This window comes from Mechercharimyces sp. CAU 1602, assembly GCF_024753565.1.
In the GTDB taxonomy this organism is placed as follows: Bacteria; Bacillota; Bacilli; order Thermoactinomycetales; family JANTPT01; genus Mechercharimyces.
Genome location: NZ_JANTPT010000001.1, coordinates 101291 through 116666 on the forward strand (window position 1 = coordinate 101291; position 15376 = coordinate 116666).

Annotated in this window: 18 protein-coding genes; 14 read left to right on the plus strand and 4 right to left on the minus strand. The window is 44.3% G+C overall.

Annotated elements, in window-relative coordinates; genetic code table 11:
* Window positions 1-158: 158 nt before the first annotated feature.
* The 7 genes from argC to NXZ84_RS00595 all read left to right on the plus strand — a co-directional run bounded on the left by argC (window position 159) and on the right by NXZ84_RS00595 (window position 8329).
* Complete coding sequence (argC, locus tag NXZ84_RS00565) at window positions 159-1190, plus strand: N-acetyl-gamma-glutamyl-phosphate reductase (protein ID WP_258838358.1); 1032 nt, start codon at window positions 159-161, stop codon at window positions 1188-1190.
* A gap of 77 nt (window positions 1191-1267) precedes the next feature.
* A complete protein-coding gene (gene argJ / locus NXZ84_RS00570) occupies window positions 1268-2527 on the plus strand; it encodes a bifunctional ornithine acetyltransferase/N-acetylglutamate synthase (RefSeq protein ID WP_258838359.1) in 1260 nt (419 codons plus the stop codon).
* A 34-nt stretch (window positions 2528-2561) separates the two neighbouring features.
* Complete coding sequence (gene argB, locus NXZ84_RS00575; RefSeq protein WP_258838360.1) at window positions 2562-3389, plus strand: acetylglutamate kinase; 828 nt, start codon at window positions 2562-2564, stop codon at window positions 3387-3389.
* A complete protein-coding gene (locus NXZ84_RS00580; RefSeq protein ID WP_258838361.1) occupies window positions 3358-4533 on the plus strand; it encodes an acetylornithine transaminase in 1176 nt (391 codons plus the stop codon). The genes argB and NXZ84_RS00580 overlap by 32 nt, the downstream gene beginning before the upstream one ends.
* Window positions 4534-4744: 211 nt before the next feature.
* Window positions 4745-5659: an ABC transporter ATP-binding protein gene (locus NXZ84_RS00585; protein WP_258838362.1), complete on the plus strand. Its 915-nt coding sequence runs from the start codon at window positions 4745-4747 to the stop codon at window positions 5657-5659.
* Window positions 5656-6402, plus strand: coding sequence for an ABC transporter permease (locus NXZ84_RS00590; protein ID WP_258838363.1), 747 nt, complete (start codon window positions 5656-5658; stop codon window positions 6400-6402). Before NXZ84_RS00585 ends, NXZ84_RS00590 begins: the two co-directional genes overlap by 4 nt.
* A gap of 121 nt (window positions 6403-6523) precedes the next feature.
* Complete coding sequence (locus NXZ84_RS00595) at window positions 6524-8329, plus strand: S9 family peptidase (RefSeq protein ID WP_258838364.1); 1806 nt, start codon at window positions 6524-6526, stop codon at window positions 8327-8329.
* Window positions 8330-8372: 43 nt separating this feature from the next.
* Here NXZ84_RS00595 and NXZ84_RS00600 read toward each other — a convergent pair whose 3' ends face one another.
* Entirely contained in the window at window positions 8373-8546 is a 174-nt protein-coding gene (locus NXZ84_RS00600; protein ID WP_258838365.1) for a hypothetical protein, read from the minus strand.
* A gap of 159 nt (window positions 8547-8705) precedes the next feature.
* Here NXZ84_RS00600 and NXZ84_RS00605 point away from each other — a divergent pair, with 159 nt between their 5' ends.
* The 6 genes from NXZ84_RS00605 to NXZ84_RS00630 all read left to right on the plus strand — a co-directional run bounded on the left by NXZ84_RS00605 (window position 8706) and on the right by NXZ84_RS00630 (window position 13194).
* Window positions 8706-9128 carry a CoA-binding protein gene (locus NXZ84_RS00605; protein ID WP_258838366.1) on the plus strand — a complete coding sequence of 141 codons (423 nt, stop codon included), beginning with the start codon at window positions 8706-8708 and terminating at the stop codon, window positions 9126-9128.
* A 138-nt stretch (window positions 9129-9266) separates the two neighbouring features.
* A complete protein-coding gene (locus tag NXZ84_RS00610; protein ID WP_258838367.1) occupies window positions 9267-9452 on the plus strand; it encodes a hypothetical protein in 186 nt (61 codons plus the stop codon).
* Between the two features lie 128 nt (window positions 9453-9580).
* Window positions 9581-10936, plus strand: a complete 1356-nt coding sequence (locus tag NXZ84_RS00615; protein WP_258838368.1) for a helix-turn-helix domain-containing protein — start codon at window positions 9581-9583, stop codon at window positions 10934-10936.
* A gap of 83 nt (window positions 10937-11019) precedes the next feature.
* Window positions 11020-11532 (plus strand): YpuI family protein, encoded by a 513-nt coding sequence (locus NXZ84_RS00620; protein ID WP_258838369.1) that lies wholly within the window; start codon window positions 11020-11022, stop codon window positions 11530-11532.
* A gap of 204 nt (window positions 11533-11736) precedes the next feature.
* A complete protein-coding gene (locus tag NXZ84_RS00625; protein ID WP_258838370.1) occupies window positions 11737-12486 on the plus strand; it encodes a tetratricopeptide repeat protein in 750 nt (249 codons plus the stop codon).
* Between the two features lie 255 nt (window positions 12487-12741).
* Entirely contained in the window at window positions 12742-13194 is a 453-nt protein-coding gene (locus NXZ84_RS00630) for a hypothetical protein (RefSeq protein ID WP_258838371.1), read from the plus strand.
* A gap of 103 nt (window positions 13195-13297) precedes the next feature.
* Here the strand turns inward: NXZ84_RS00630 and NXZ84_RS00635 are convergent, their stop codons facing one another.
* The 3 genes from NXZ84_RS00635 to NXZ84_RS00645 are packed head-to-tail and all read right to left on the minus strand — an operon-like array spanning window position 13298 to window position 14701.
* Window positions 13298-14134 carry a family 1 encapsulin nanocompartment shell protein gene (locus NXZ84_RS00635; RefSeq protein WP_258838372.1) on the minus strand — a complete coding sequence of 279 codons (837 nt, stop codon included), beginning with the start codon at window positions 14132-14134 and terminating at the stop codon, window positions 13298-13300.
* Window positions 14131-14421 (minus strand): hypothetical protein, encoded by a 291-nt coding sequence (locus NXZ84_RS00640; RefSeq protein WP_258838373.1) that lies wholly within the window; start codon window positions 14419-14421, stop codon window positions 14131-14133. The genes NXZ84_RS00635 and NXZ84_RS00640 overlap by 4 nt, the downstream gene beginning before the upstream one ends.
* Window positions 14414-14701 carry a hypothetical protein gene (locus tag NXZ84_RS00645; protein WP_258838374.1) on the minus strand — a complete coding sequence of 96 codons (288 nt, stop codon included), beginning with the start codon at window positions 14699-14701 and terminating at the stop codon, window positions 14414-14416. Before NXZ84_RS00645 ends, NXZ84_RS00640 begins: the two co-directional genes overlap by 8 nt.
* Before the next feature lie 182 nt (window positions 14702-14883).
* Between NXZ84_RS00645 and NXZ84_RS00650 the strand changes: the two genes are divergently transcribed.
* The gene (locus NXZ84_RS00650; protein WP_258838375.1) at window positions 14884-15267 is read left to right on the plus strand and encodes a DUF309 domain-containing protein; all 384 of its coding nucleotides are present in this window, start codon (window positions 14884-14886) and stop codon (window positions 15265-15267) included.
* Window positions 15268-15376 lie beyond the last annotated feature (109 nt).

Consider the following 15376-nt stretch of genomic DNA (forward strand, 5'->3'; position numbering starts at 1 on the left):
TAAGGGATGAAGAAAGGTGTGCTTCCTTCATGTTAGGGAATGAGTAGTCCCCTTACTTATCTGAAATAGGGAGCAAATCGAACTTGAGGAGGCATTCTTATTATTCTAAGTCATTTGCAAGTGAATAGGAAGATGGGAACGATCGAGGAGTGGTTGTCATGAAGGCCGTCGTCATTGGGGCTACAGGCTATGGAGGCGTGGAACTGGTTCGATTATTGGACGGACATCCGCACCTTGAAATCGGTGGTCTCTTTTCATTTTCTCAGGCGGGCAAGTCATATGCTTCTCTTTATCCGCATCTCTCCCACTTGGAGTGGACCTTGGCGGAGATGGATGTAGAAGCGATTATAGAAGCGGGTGAAGTTGTATTCTTCGCTACACCAGCCGGAGTAAGTCGTGAGTGGGCCCCTCTGTTGGCCGAACGAGGCAAGATTTGCATCGATTTATCTGGAGACTTTCGGTTAAACAGCGAAGATTATCGGAAGTGGTATGGAAAAAAAGCCGCAACAAAGCGGTGGCTTGATGAATCAGTGTATGGATTAAGCGAATGGTTCCCAGAGAAAATTAAAGAAGCTACACTTATCGCCAATCCAGGTTGTTATCCAACAGCAACTCTTTTGGCGCTATTGCCGTTACTTCGAGCCGAACTAATTGATCCTGATTTTCTCGTAATTGATGGAAAATCAGGGGTAACTGGAGCCGGTCGTTCGACACAGCAATCCAAACTGTTTTGTGAGACGAGCGAAAACTTACGTGCCTATAAAGTGGAAGGGCATCAACACATCCCTGAAATTGAACGGTTTGCTAGTAAGATAGCGCGAAAGCCCATTAATGTTAGCTTTACTCCGCACCTGGTTCCGATGAACCGTGGGTTATTGGTAACGATGGTGGCAAAATTACAACCAGATGTTCATATAGATTCCGTTCGTATGGCATATGAAGAGGATTACAAGAATCAACCGTTCCTTCGCTTATTACCAGAAGGATGTTGGCCACAGACCAAAGGAGTGCAGGCAAGCAATTACTGTGATATATCCTATAGCATGGATGAACGTACAGGTCGCCTGACAGTGGTATCTGTCATCGATAATTTGGTTAAAGGGGCGGCCGGACAGGCAATTCAAAATGCGAATCTGCGTTTTGATTGGCCTGAAACATCAGGGCTAACAGGACTACCGATGTTCCCATAAGGGCGACGGTAGAATAAGCAAGTTGCTAAAAAAGAAACCATTATGTGTGATTATGATGAAGGAGAGGATTTTTCCAAATGGGTCAAACAGAGCTGCTTGAGACCAGCCTGGATAGTGAATCGAAAGTTACAGTTGTTTCTAAGCCGGATATAACAGCCCCCAAAGGATTTTTTAGCGCAGGGTTGCATTGTGGGATTCGCCGCAAGCATCCGGATTTAGGAATGATTTATTGCGAAAATCCAGCAGCTGCGGCAGCTGTCTACACGACCAATGCGTTTCAGGCGGCACCATTGAAGGTAACCCAGACAAGCTTGGCAGAGGAAGAGACGTTGCAGGCAATTCTCGTCAACAGTGGTGTTGCCAATTCGTGTACAGGAGAAGAGGGGTTGCGCGATGCCTATGAGATGAGAAAAGTAGGTTCCGATTTACTTGGTTTACCTGTACATCGAGTGGCTGTTGTCTCCACTGGATTGATCGGAACACGTCTGCCGATGGAGAAAGTGACGACGGGGTTGATTGAGTTGGCTCCGCAATTAGGAAGAGGACTAACGAAGCATCATGATTTCGCCCGTTCTATTTTGACGACTGATACCAAGACGAAAGAGTCAGCGGTTACGGTTCAAGTGAATGGCGAGCCGGTGACAGTTGCAGGCACTGCCAAAGGATCGGGTATGATTCATCCTAATATGGCTACTATGCTTGGTTTTATGACAACAGATGCGAATATTTCGTCATCTATGTTGCATCAACTTTTAAAGGAAGTGACAGATGAATCCTTTAATATGATCACCGTAGATGGGGACACCAGTACAAATGATATGGTTTTGGCGATGGCAAGCGGTCAAGTGGAACACGAGCAGCTGACGGAAGAACATCCTGATTGGCAGACTTTTCGTGAGGGATTTCTGTATGTTGCTCGTTCCTTAGCGATGGATATCGCACGGGACGGAGAAGGTGCCACCCGTTTGATTGAAGCTCGCATCAAAGGAGCTAGTAGTGTGGAGGGGGCAAGAAAAGCGGCCAAAGCGATCGTGGGCTCTAATTTGGTGAAGTCTGCTGTATTTGGTCAAGATGCCAACTGGGGGCGCATTGTTTGTGCCGTTGGTTATGGTGACTCCTCAGTCCATCCCGATAGCGTGGATGCATTCATCGGTCCGGTTGCCGTTGTTCAAAAAGGTTTGCCTCTTTCCTTTGATGAGGATGCGGCCAGTCAGGCATTACAAGAAGAAAAAGTGGTGCTTACCGTCAATCTTCATCAGGGAACGGAGGAGGCAGTTGCGTGGGGTTGTGATTTAACTTATGAGTATGTGAAGATCAACGCTTGCTACCGTACGTAAAGCGCAGTGTAATGCTTTTGGAGAGGAGTGTAGCATGAGTAGAATAAATGAAGTAGCTGTGATCAAAGTGGGTGGCAGTGTAATGGCAGAATTGCATCCCACTTTTTATCCTGTCTGTGTCGAGATGATGAGACAAGGGGTTCAACCGGTCATCGTGCATGGGGGAGGACCGTGGATTACCCAATTGATGGAGAAAATGAACCTAAGTTCCCGCTTTGTTGATGGAATGCGCGTAACGACAGCAGAAACGATGGATGTAGTGGAAATGGTGCTGGCGGGGAAGGTGAATAAGAGGCTCGTAGCACAGATGGAGCGGGCAGGAGTACCAGCAGTTGGTGTGAGTGGCGTTGATCGTCAGCTTTTGCAAGCGACAAAACAAGATGAAGCGCTGGGTTATGTGGGCAAAGTGAAGCAGGTGAATCCAGAGATTTTGACGCATGTGATGGCAAAAGGATGGGTCCCTGTGATCGCCTCGTTAGGGGTGGATGAAGAAGGACAGCGATACAACGTGAATGCAGATACGGCCGCAGGAGCGATAGCGGATGCGTTACAGGCAAAGAGTTTGACACTGATAACAGATGTACCCGGTATTCTGCACGGTGAAGGGAAGGAAAAAGAGGTGGTTTTGCAACTGACGGCTTCTGAAGTGGAAAAGTGGATTGCTACGAAAAAAATAACTGGTGGCATGATTCCTAAGGTGAGGGCAGGTGTCTCGGCGTTGACTCACTCTTTGCAAGAAGTGATTATTTGTGGGGGGAAAAGTACGTTTTCGTATACGCGCGAGACAGGACTTTTTGGAACACGGTTGATTCATGAGGAGGTGAAGACTGATGGCACTCTTTCCGACTTATGTGAAGCGTGAGATGGTACCTGCAAAAGGAGAAGGGAATGTTCTAATAGATGAACAAGGAAAGCGTTACCTTGATTTCACTTCGGGTTTAGGAGTATGTAACCTAGGTCATTGTCATCCGCGAGTGACAGCCGCACTAACAGAGCAAGCGTCGTGCTTATGGCATGTTTCTAACCTTTTTCCGATCCCGATTCAGCAAAGAGTAGCCGAACGATTAACGCAGGCTACAGGTATGGGCGCTGCTTTCTTTTGTAATTCGGGGGCAGAGGCAAATGAAGCGGCTATTAAGCTTGTACGCAAGGCGGCACAGGAGAAGCGAGGGATAACCAACCCAGAAATCCTTACCTTTAAAGGTTCATTTCATGGTAGAACTTTGGCTACACTGACAGCTACAGGGCAAGAAAAAGTGAAAACTGGCTTCTCCCCTCTTCCGGCAGGGTTTGTTACGATTGCGCCGGAGATGGAAGCAGTCCGCGAGGCAACTCATGAGCAGACGGCTGCAGTAATGTTAGAACTGGTGCAAGGGGAGGGCGGAGTATGTCCGATCGACCCGACCTTTTTACAAGAACTAGTGTTATTTTGTCATGAGCGAGGATTGTTATTGGTGGTTGATGAGATTCAAACAGGGATGGGGCGTACGGGTACGCTGTTTGCTGCACAGCAGTATGGCCTTCATCCTGACGTGATGACCGTGGCCAAAGGGTTAGGCAATGGACTGCCCGTTGGAGCGATGCTGGCACGAGCAGAACTAAAAGAGCACTTTGGTGTTGGGAGTCATGGTACTACGTTTGGAGGGAATCCGTTAGTGATGGCAGCAGCGAATGCTGTACTTGAAGAGCTGGAGCAGGAATCACTCCTTGGACAGGTGCGTGAGATGGGAGAGTATCTATGTTCCCTCTTACAAGAGAGGATAGGTGAACACCCTGCGGTGACGCAGATTCGAGGAATGGGCTTAATGATTGGAATTCAACTTCTGCAGGAAGCAGGTCCGATCATTACGAGCTGTGAAAAAGAAGGGTTACTCGTTTTACCCGCAGGTCCTAATGTGATTCGCCTACTTCCACCGTTACTGGTGACAAAGGAAGAAGTGAAGGTAGCAGTGACAACCCTGGCACACGTTTTAACAAGGCAGATGTCAACCCCGCAAGTCGGATAATATGGTCTAAATTATCGTGTACCGAACCCCGTCCTTTAAAATAATGAGGGCGGGTTTCTTTCTCTACAATTTAAAATGGAGTGGGGTGCGTGGCTGTAGAGTCTCCGTCTTTGGATGGAGAGATGATCCGGCTGACGCGGGTGTACAATTTTATCTTTTATAAGTATTCTTAAATAAGTGAGTCTTGATAGCAAAATTAAGAGGTGATGAGATGGGATCAGTTATTAAGGTAACCAATCTACATAAGCGGTATAAGGAGCATTATGCCGTGCGTGGGGTTAGCTTTGAGGTAGAGAAGGGGGAGATATTCGGAATCTTAGGCCCAAATGGAGCTGGGAAAACAACGACGATTGAGATGTTGGAAGGACTTCGCCCGCGGGATGAAGGAGAGATCGAAATTTTGGGGATAGATCCAGATCAGGATCCCTATGGGTTACGACAACTTATCGGTATTCAATTTCAGTCCACTTCGATTCAAGATCGAATGAAGGTAGGAGAAGCATTACGTCTCTTCGCTTCTTTTTATAAGCGCAAAGCTGATATGGATCATATTGTGGAGAAATTAGGGCTGAAAGAGTATCTCAATAACAGCTTTGAAAGTTTGTCAGGTGGGTGGAAACAAAGATTAACTTTGGCATTAGCACTTCTTCATGACCCAGATATTGTGTTTTTAGATGAGCCAAGTACAGGGTTAGATCCGAAAGCACGGCGTGACTTGTGGAACTTAATTTTAGAGGTCAAGGGGAGGGGTAAAACCATTGTGCTGACGACACATTACATGGAAGAAGCAGAACAGCTTTGTGACCGGATTGCCATGTTTCGTCATGGAGAACTGGTCGCACTAGATACTCCGATGGAGCTGAAGAAACAATTAACGGCTTCCCAAGTACTTATGTTTTCTTCTCGTGAAGCAGAAGAAAGTATGATCGTGCCACTGCCTTCGGTAGAAAAAGTGGAAGTGGAGGAGATGGATTATAAGGTTTACAGTGATAATCTTCAACAAACAACCCTTCACCTGTTACAGCAGGCGGAACGAGAGGGATGGAAGATCGAGGGACTGCGATTTGCGCAAGCAACTTTGGATGATCTCTTTCTTGATATCGAGGCAGAGGAGGAAATATCGTGACTTCATTTATGCGTTTGGCCAGTATGGAGGTAAAACTATTTTTTCGAGAGAAAATGGCAGTTTTTTGGACTTTTATGTTCCCAGTACTTATTTTGTGGTTAATGGGTAGTTTGTTTGGAGAGCAAATGGGAATGGAAACATTTGCTACGCTCTACATCCCTGCATGGATGGGCGTAAACGTCCTTACTATCGGTTTGTTTGGTATTGGAACAGTATTGACGGAGTATCGCGAAAAAGAGATTTTGCGCCGCTATCAAGCAACTCCTCTGCGTCCCCTCTCAATAGTGGGAGCGCAAATGATGCAAGGAGCAGTCATCTTGCTAATTTCTGCGATAATTTTGCTTAGTTTTGGCCGAATCGCATATGGTTTGTCGTTTCCACAGTATCCTCTTAGTACGATTTTGGCGCTCGCATTATCTGTGATAGCGATCTTTCCTTTCTCCGTTTTGATTACCTCATTAGCTAAAAACAGTCGCACAGCTGCGGCGATAAGTTCGGTCGTGTTTAACTTGATGATGTTCTTGTCCGGCGCCGCTTTTCCTCTTGAAATGATGCCTACCTTTTTACAATGGGTGGCTAAATTTCTCCCGCTGTACTACGTTATATACTTGTTACAACAGACGTGGAATGAGTCATCTCTATGGGAAAATGGAATGGAGATTGGGGTGTTAAGTGGGATCGCCATTATTTCTACTTTGATGGCGGTTAAGTATTTTCGATGGAACCGTCGTCAAGAAAACTAATAAAGGACGAGGTTGTTGGAATTGGGGGTGGATGGAATCGGGGAGACAGGGGATTTACCGTAAATGAAGAAGTAGTAGAGATGAATAATGAAGATAAAAACTACGTAAAGGATGGGGACCTATGCTATCATTTTCAAGATCCGACGTAGAGCAATTTTATCAAACAAATGAGATCGAAACATTTGCTGTTCGTCCCGATGAAGCGCAAATCATATTTAGTACCAATCTAAGCGGGAAGTTTGATTTGTGGGCGATGGATCTTCCTAATCATTTCCCCTATCGTCTTACTTTTAATGGGCAAAGTGTACAAACAGCTCATTTTGATAAACAAGGTCGGTTTGCCATCGTAGGATATGACCATGATGGGGATGAAAATACGGCTCTTTATGCGATGCGACCACAGGGAGGAACACTCTTGCCTCTTAGAACACATAAAGATGCGTTTCATTCTTTTGCTTTCTTATCAGAAGATGGAGAGCGCCTTTACTACTCTTCTAATAAAGAGAATGCTCAATTCCTTAATGGATATTGCTATTATCTCCAGTCGGGTGAAGAAGAGCTGATTTTAGAAGGAAATGAAGCAATGACAATTATTGAAGCTGTTGGTCCAGAAGAGTCCAGCTTTGTCTACTCAAAAGCGTTGTCTAATACTTATCAAACCGCATATGTTCACAAGGGGCATGAAGATATTCCGCTAACGCCCCAAACGGAGGAAGAACATGTTGTTTCTGACGTGATGTATGTCTCTGATGAAGAGATATACCTCATAACGAACTATCAATCTGATTACTCCTACTTAGCAAAGTTTAATTTACAGACAAAAGAGTTTTCGGAAGTGCTCCGCTTGGAGCACGAGGAACTGATGAGAGTAAAATTTGATCGAGAGCGTCACATATTATACTTGATTGCTTCCCGTGGAGTAGTAGATTGCTTATATCAATATGATCTTACCCATAGTCGCTTGGTTCAACTCGATATTCCAGTGGATCAGATTACGCAATTGGAGATACCAGAGTCAGGGAATTTGTATCTTCTGGGCATGAGTGCGACTAAGCCATCTAACCTGTATCGCTATCAGTTGGATGGTCATTATGCGGCATGGGAGGAGTTAACCCATAATCGTGTTCCCGGTGTAGATGAGTTAGAAATGGTAGATCCAGAAGTTATTCGTTATCCTTCCTTCGATGGTTTGGAAATTGAAGGGCTCTATTTTAAAGCAAATGAAGAGAATGATAATCAGCACCTCATCTTCTGGCCACATGGTGGCCCACAGTGGGCAGAGAGAAAATCATTTCGGGCGCTATTTCAATTCCTTGTCTATCGTGGATACAGCATTTTTGCTCCCAACTTTCGCGGATCGACACATTATGGATTGGCGTTCACCAAGATGGTGGAAAGGGACTGGGGAGAAGGACCACGCCTTGATTGCGTAGAAGGCATGGAATGGATGATAGAGAAGGGTTATGTGGAACGGGATAAGATCTTGGTGATGGGTGGTAGTTTTGGTGGCTATATGACACTACTCTTAGCAGGGAGGCATCCTGAATATGTGAAAGCAGCTGTGGATATATTTGGGCCTTCTAACTTGTTTACCTTTCTTGAATCCGTACCGGAGTATTGGAAGCCATTGATGAAGCGCTGGTTGGGGGATCCGGAAGAGGATCGTGAGCGCTTAGTAGCAGATTCACCGCTAACCTATATCGACAAGATGACGAAACCGCTTTTTATTATTCAAGGAGCAAATGATCCGAGGGTCGTACAGAAGGAATCGGATCAAATTGTTACAGCATTGCGGGAAAAAGGGATAGAGGTAGAGTATCTCGTCTTGGAAGATGAGGGTCATGGGTTTTCAAAGAAAGAAAATGAGATTGAAGTATATCGTCAGGTGCTACAGTTTTTTGATCAAATGGTACTGTCATCAAAGTAACATAAATAAGCCGCAGCATATGCGGCTTATTTATGTTTATTCCTTAAGCATGAGGACCATCCAATAAGGCGATGGATTCAAAAATCACTTCATCGATATCTTGAAGATCGTCATCCAAGAAACCACCTGGAAAAATGAGTCCATCGGCGGAACGTGGATCTGGCTCCTTTTGAATAGCTGTCTCTTCTATTGGTAGTTGCTGATCTGATCTTGACATGCATATCCCTCCTTACGGCTAGATAGATATTTTTTACACTTTAAATATTTTTATACAAATCTATGTAGGGACTTGGAGGGTCTTCTTGATGGTGGATTCCATAACCCTTATAATGGATTGCAAGGTAAAGATCTCAGTATATTGAGGAGTGAGCAATAGATGAGTATAAACTCGAGCAATGAACAACGTCGTCAAATTTTGTTAGACGCAAAAAATATTGCTGTCGTCGGATGCTCTGACAATCCAGAGCGAACCAGCTATATGATTGCAGAAGCTCTACAACAGGCGGGATATCGAGTTTTTCCTGTTAATCCAAAATTAACTTCCCCTGTATTGGGTGAGCAGCCGTATGCTAGCGTAGCAGATATTCCTGAACAAGTGGATATAGTAGACGTGTTTCGCCGTAGTGAATATGTGCTTCCTGTTGCAGAAGATGCGATTAAGGCGAATGCAAAAGTACTTTGGTTGCAACAAGGGATTGTTCATGAGGAGGCGGCGCAGCTAGCTGTGGAAAATGGGCTCCAAGTGGTGCAAGATCACTGTATCAAGGTTGATCATGCAGTCTTAGTAGGAAAAAAATAAGCATGCTTTTTGTTGCAAGAGGTATCTAAAGGGTGAATAAAGAAACGTGGAGACACAATTCTTCTCTTCAACATATAATGCCATATAGTCAACCCTATTTGTTATGGTTGAAGGGTGGATGAGGCGGGTGAACCCATTGTGGCAACGATGAAGCTTTCCACCTTAGTGCTCACTGTTTCCCCTAAGCTATATAAATTGCTAAAAAAAGAAGAGTTAGAAGCAGAAGTCATTGTTCGTTGTGAACTGTCTGAGATTAACGAAGAGGATATTGATGAAATCATCGCTCATACCATCGAATTTTATCAAAACTCCCCTCATCATTAGGGACGACCTGACGAGGGGGAGTGCTTTTTTATTTATCTATTAAAATGAATGGACAGATTCCCAAAATCTTTCACCTTGTGTATAATAGCATAGGCATCTTATACCAGTCTATTAAAGGGGCGAGGAATATGAATCACTTACAGATGGCTCAAATTGGAGAAATCATACGTAAGGTTCGTAAAGAACGCAATCTACGGTTGGAAGATTTGGCTGATGAAAATATATCCCCTGCAACGATTAGTAATATTGAGCGGGGGGTGCCACATGTACATAAAAAGAAAATGGAATACCTGATGGAAAAGATGGATTTACAAAGGGACAAGCTTCCTCAATTGATGCAGAGCGAAGAGCGTCAAGCGGAAGAGATTCGCTTTTATCTTCTTAGTGCCGCTTCATTTTGTGATGCAGGGCAAACCAAGTGGGCCTGGGAGATGCTAGAGAAAATCTCGGTGGACGATCACCATGAATTAGCAGCGTCCTATTATTATATGAAGGGTCAGTGTTTGTTGAAAGAAGATAAATACAAAAGGGCAGAGCGTGCTTTTCAAAATGCGATCCGGTTGGGCGAGGAAAATGAAGAGAATGCCTCTAGTCAGATGTCTGCACTCTCCCACTTGGGGCTAGCTCATATTTATAGTGATAAACACCAATACGAGCAGGCATTATCTTTCGTAGAAGAAGGGTTAAAAGTTCTTAAACAAGATGAAGAGCAAGCAGATACGCAATTTCAATTAAGATATCATAAAGCGCTTTATTTAGAAAAAATGGGTTCTTATCGGGAGTCATTGGTGATTCTTGATCAGATGTGGGAAGAAGTACTCTGTCTTTCTTATTCACGTCTACAGGTGGGGGCATATGGATTGCGGGCAAGGCTGCAGTGCCAGTTGGGTATATATCAAGAAGCGGAAAAAACAGCATTGCATGGACTAGAGAAAGTACGTCACAGTGGCGATGAACGTGCAATGTTTGATTTATGGAAAGTGATGGGCGATGTGTATGTCGCAGAGAAGAATTGGACTAAAGCAGAGATGTGCTATCTCTTTCTTCTTAGTCAAAAGGAAAAAGGGGAGGTTACACCCGTCTTCGTTCATGTATATCTTCAGATGGGTCTTCTTTATTTTCAGCAGAAGTTATGGGCGAAAGCGCATGAAATGATTGATCAAGGGACAAATCTCGCTCTGCAATTAAAGGATCGACGGCTAGAGATGAAGTCTTATATCAGTAAAGGGGATGCTTTTATCTCCGAAGAGAAAGTGTCTGACGCGATCTCCTATTACGAGCAGGCATTGGACTTAGCTGGATCGTTAAAAGATCCCACTGTGGAACACGAGCTCCTCTTCCGTCTCACTCATGCGTGGGAAAAAATTGATGAAGGCAAGTTTATGGATATGTTAAAACAATTATATAGTAGTGGTTTGCGCTTTCATCATCCCCTGAGTCACATCACTTCATCGTCTCTGGAATCTATACAAATAAGAAATTAACGGTAGGACTTTATTGCAAAACATGCTATACTGATACTTACATTCTATTCAGAGAAGTTGTCTGAGGAGGCGACCTATACCGTATGCCAGCTGAGCAGACGAAACAGCTGTGTGAGATGACACGTCAGTCACTGAAGGAAGTAAACGAACAATTAGCTGCGTTTTTGGATTATACGCACATACCACAACTGATTGCAGAATCAGGCACAGCCACTGAAAAAGAAGTTGAAATGGAACAATACTACCGCCACTTCTTATCTGATCTACGCCACCTTAACGTGTCGTGTGAGATGGCATATGAAACGATTAGTTTGGTATTGCGCAGGGCAAAATTTAATCGCGAATTTGCGGACAAGGTATTGTATGAAGTAGTACACACATGTATATATAACTTTTATTATCCGCGTCATGAATGCTATGAAGAAGATGGACGGTACACGTATACAGGTCAGGATGCGATCCGGTTTCGCTATCCGCCCGCACCGTCTCTTCATAAAGTGACGATCTCGTTATCAAAAGCCTTTGAGGGCTTGCGCGAAGAGCTAGAATACTACGAGACGGACTATATGACAGGTGTGCGAATGCAGAGAAGATAAGGATATGAAGAAAGTTAGGAGTGATGAAACAACAACATTGAAGTTGTTTCATCACTCTTTTATTTTTTGCATAGAGTGAGCCTACCACTAATAGAGTAGGAGAAAGTGAGTGACAGTATGGATTTATTACGATAAAATGTAGAAAAGAAATGGAGAACGGCTAAGCCATCTAGGTGTAGAATACGGCTAGAGGAGGAGACGATATTGATCGAAACAAGGTTGATGATCACGGAGAAGCAAAAAGCAGAGTCAGAAAAGCTATTGGACATGTTACCAGCCTCGAAAAATTACCGCAAAGTTCGATCTCATCTGAAGAAGATACTAATAGATAACCCCCACCCCCTTCTCTATCTAACATTGGCAAAGTTGGAGTTTCAAAGAAAAGAATGGGATAGAGCTAAAGAGACGGTTGAAGAGTTATTGAAACGAGACCGAGATGATCTTGAAGGGCAGCTCCTATATGCCCAAATTTTAGAAGCGACAGGTCAGATAGAGCATGCACTTACTAGGTATAAGGCACTAGTAAATGAGCAATCGGAGTATGCTCCTGCTTATCGCGAATATGCGCGCTGCTTATTAGAACAAGGTGGAGTGGAGGAAGTAGAGCACGGTCTCATACGGTGTCTGGAGTTAAATCCGCGCGATGCTCTTTCGCATATTTTGCTTGCGGAAGTGTATGCACTCAGTTCACGAATGGGACAAGCTGCGCTTCATCTAGAATTGGCACTTACGTATATGGAAAAAGATGCCCGTTTTCATCGTCAGTGCGCGCGTCTGTTGATGAGGATGGGAAGAGGAAGTGAAGCGGTGGAACACTTGCGCCTGGCAGTAATGGAAGATCCTCATGATAAACGATTGCGTACTCAGTTTCGTCAAGCGATCAAACAGTATGAAGAACGGATTGCAGTTGGTCCGATGTTGCGTATTTGGTTGAGACGGGTGTGGCCATCGTAAAAAAGATATCCAACAATTATCGACAAATTTCTTTTTTTATGATATTATGATAACATAGTTTTCGATGCGCGATGCTCGTGAAGCGATCACGGATACTGCGCTTCTGAACTCCTTTATCTTAACCCTATGTCCTTATATGATCGAAGACCAGGATGGACACCTGGTCTTTTTCTTTTGCCTTGATTTCCATGTATAAATGAGCTAAGATAATATTATAATGAGAATGAGAATTGATTTCAATAAGGTGGGGGAACCATGAATAGTCCAGTTCACGGTTTGATTGATATGAGTACCATCTTGCAACACCGACGCAAGCTGGGAGGTGCGATTGAAGCGGAGAGCGTCCGTTTGCGCACGGGAGAGTCTTTCTCTCAAGTGGTAGTGGTTTCTGCTGAGCGGACACGTGATCACGTGTATACGGTAGGGTTGGTGACAGAAGATGGTGAGCATCTCATTGTTCACACAGGGGAAATTTCTATGATTGTAAAACCACGCCATGTCTGTGTAAAAGAGTTGCGCAATCAAGTATATCGTCAACAACGGGAACACGAATTAATTTGTTATTTAAAACGATTGATGGATGTGAGCGATGGCTTTCAATCACCGGGGGTAAGGGATGAGGTTTTACGTATCATAGAAGATATCGGCTGGGATGCGGTTAACGAGTATAAAGAGTTTACATTCTTACAAAAGGGCATAAGTGCCTAAATAAATCCTTCGCTTCGCCTGCCGCATGTTCGAGCAGGTTTTTTGTTATTTTTATAAAGAAAAGCGAACCCTCGCGAGGAGGATTCGCTAAACTTTACTTCAATCATGCATGTTGACTTTCTAGAGTACAGATCGCTGTAGGACGTTTAATGCGTGGCACGAGCGTTTCATAAACGCGGAAACGATGATTCATATCTTCTCCATCTACATAAACAGCATGTAGATCTTGCCCAACAGCAATATCTAAGTTTTGTGATCCGGTAGCAAGCAGCACACCGGTTTGTCCTTTGATAGCAGAAGATTGATATACCCCATCAGTAACAAGCTCCCGCACGTGTTCAATTTCTAATACGTGGGTTCCTGGATGAACGCGGTGGAGGAGGGCATATAGATCGGGTGACAGGACGAGAGCGTATGGACCTGCATGTCCTGCCGCTAAGAGCTTACTACGTGCTTCCACAATATCTTGGAAAGCGTGCCCTGCTTTGATCCAATCTTCGCGAAGCAGGGTATGTCTACCTTTTACATTCATGATGCCTTGAAGATGGAGGCTGTTATCTCCATTAAAGATCAGATCATCTTCTTTAAAAGCGACATAAGCAGCGGCGTCAGCTGCACCGCTGAGGTCGATCGGAGTATCCAGCTTATCTGCCATTTCGAGGTCGCGCCAGTAGAGAAGGAAATCCTTATATATAATTGGAATATCTAAATTTACGCGTGAGGATGGTTCAGCCAGCTTCCCGCCTTCTCCCGTTAAATCGAGATGTCCAGGCTTGGGCTCGGAGTAGATGAAATGCGGAACGCTTTGGATTCCTGCGCCTAGAGGGCCGTATAAAGAGAGAAAGCGTCTGGCTACTAATTGTCGGCGTGCTGTCTCTATGACGACGCGTTGTAACTCATGTGATGTCTCATGGGATAGGGGTGAATCTGAATGGCTCATGATCGATCCTCCAATCGAGAAAGTGTACCAACAGTCCATTGTTTGGATGAACCCGCTGGTTCTGCCGTATCATTTCCGGTAAAGCGTTCATTTAATTCGATGACAATCTCTTTTAAGCGCATGTAATCTGCTCCCGATATTTGTCGTAGCTCTTTTAATTTGCGTTGTTTTTCGATATCATCGGGAAGCTCGTACATCGCGAGGTCTAGGTGTTCAACAAAGTTGTGCAGACCAAATTTTTCGATCTGGATAGCTTGCAATACTTGTAAAAATTCATGGTTATTCATGGGAACCTCCTTTGTTGGAACGAAGGTCTCCAACAGTCCACTTGCTTGACGAGCCCTCAACTCGGGAGGGTTGTTCTGTTAATTCCTCAAGTTGAGGAATTAACTCCTCCAAGCGCTTCAGTCGTTCTTCCTCTTCTTCAATAATATGGTGGAAGTACAGTCGTTCTTTCTCTGTTGTCGCATTATCTACAGCAGGCTCCAACATATGGACAAAGGTTTCAATAGAAGATTTTGTCCGTTTGAAGAGGGTATGAAGTTCATGAAAAAGATGATCATCCATTAATGTAATCCCCCTAGAATTTTTGCCCTCTGCCCGTCATGGTTCTGGGTTTCTATGCTAATATTATGGTACGGTCATTGGTTTGTAAAGGTGTTCTCCTGTTATAAGTTACCCTAAAGGTGGTAAGATAAGCAGCGGATCATGATGAAAGTAATGGCTGTTAGAAGAGGTAGGTGTAATTAATGAGTAAACGATATCCTTCATTATATATAGATTTTTTTCAGTGCTATCACGATGGAGAGTATTGGGAAGCACACGAAGTGCTAGAAGAATTATGGCAAACAGAGCGGGCAAATGATTTTTATCACGGGCTGATTCAGATTGCGGCGATTTGTCATCAGCTAGAGCGAGGAAAAGTGCGTGGTGCCCGCAAGTTAGCAACAAGTGCGTGTGGTTACCTGGAGGCGTATCGCCCATTTCATCAAGAGGTTGATGTAGAGGGTGTAATCGATTGGCTTCAGCTATGTTTAGAGCGGTTGCCACACTCGGTAGGAATGATTGATCCAGCTGAGGTAAAGAAAATGAATCTAGGAATTGCTTCGTTGCCGCGCGCAACTGATTTGTAATTAAGCCACTCGAAGGATTAGATCCTTCGAGTGGCTTTTTTTAAGAGAGGTGGCATATCTCTACCTAAGGTTATTTTGACTTGAGATCAATCCCTGCTAATCATATTTT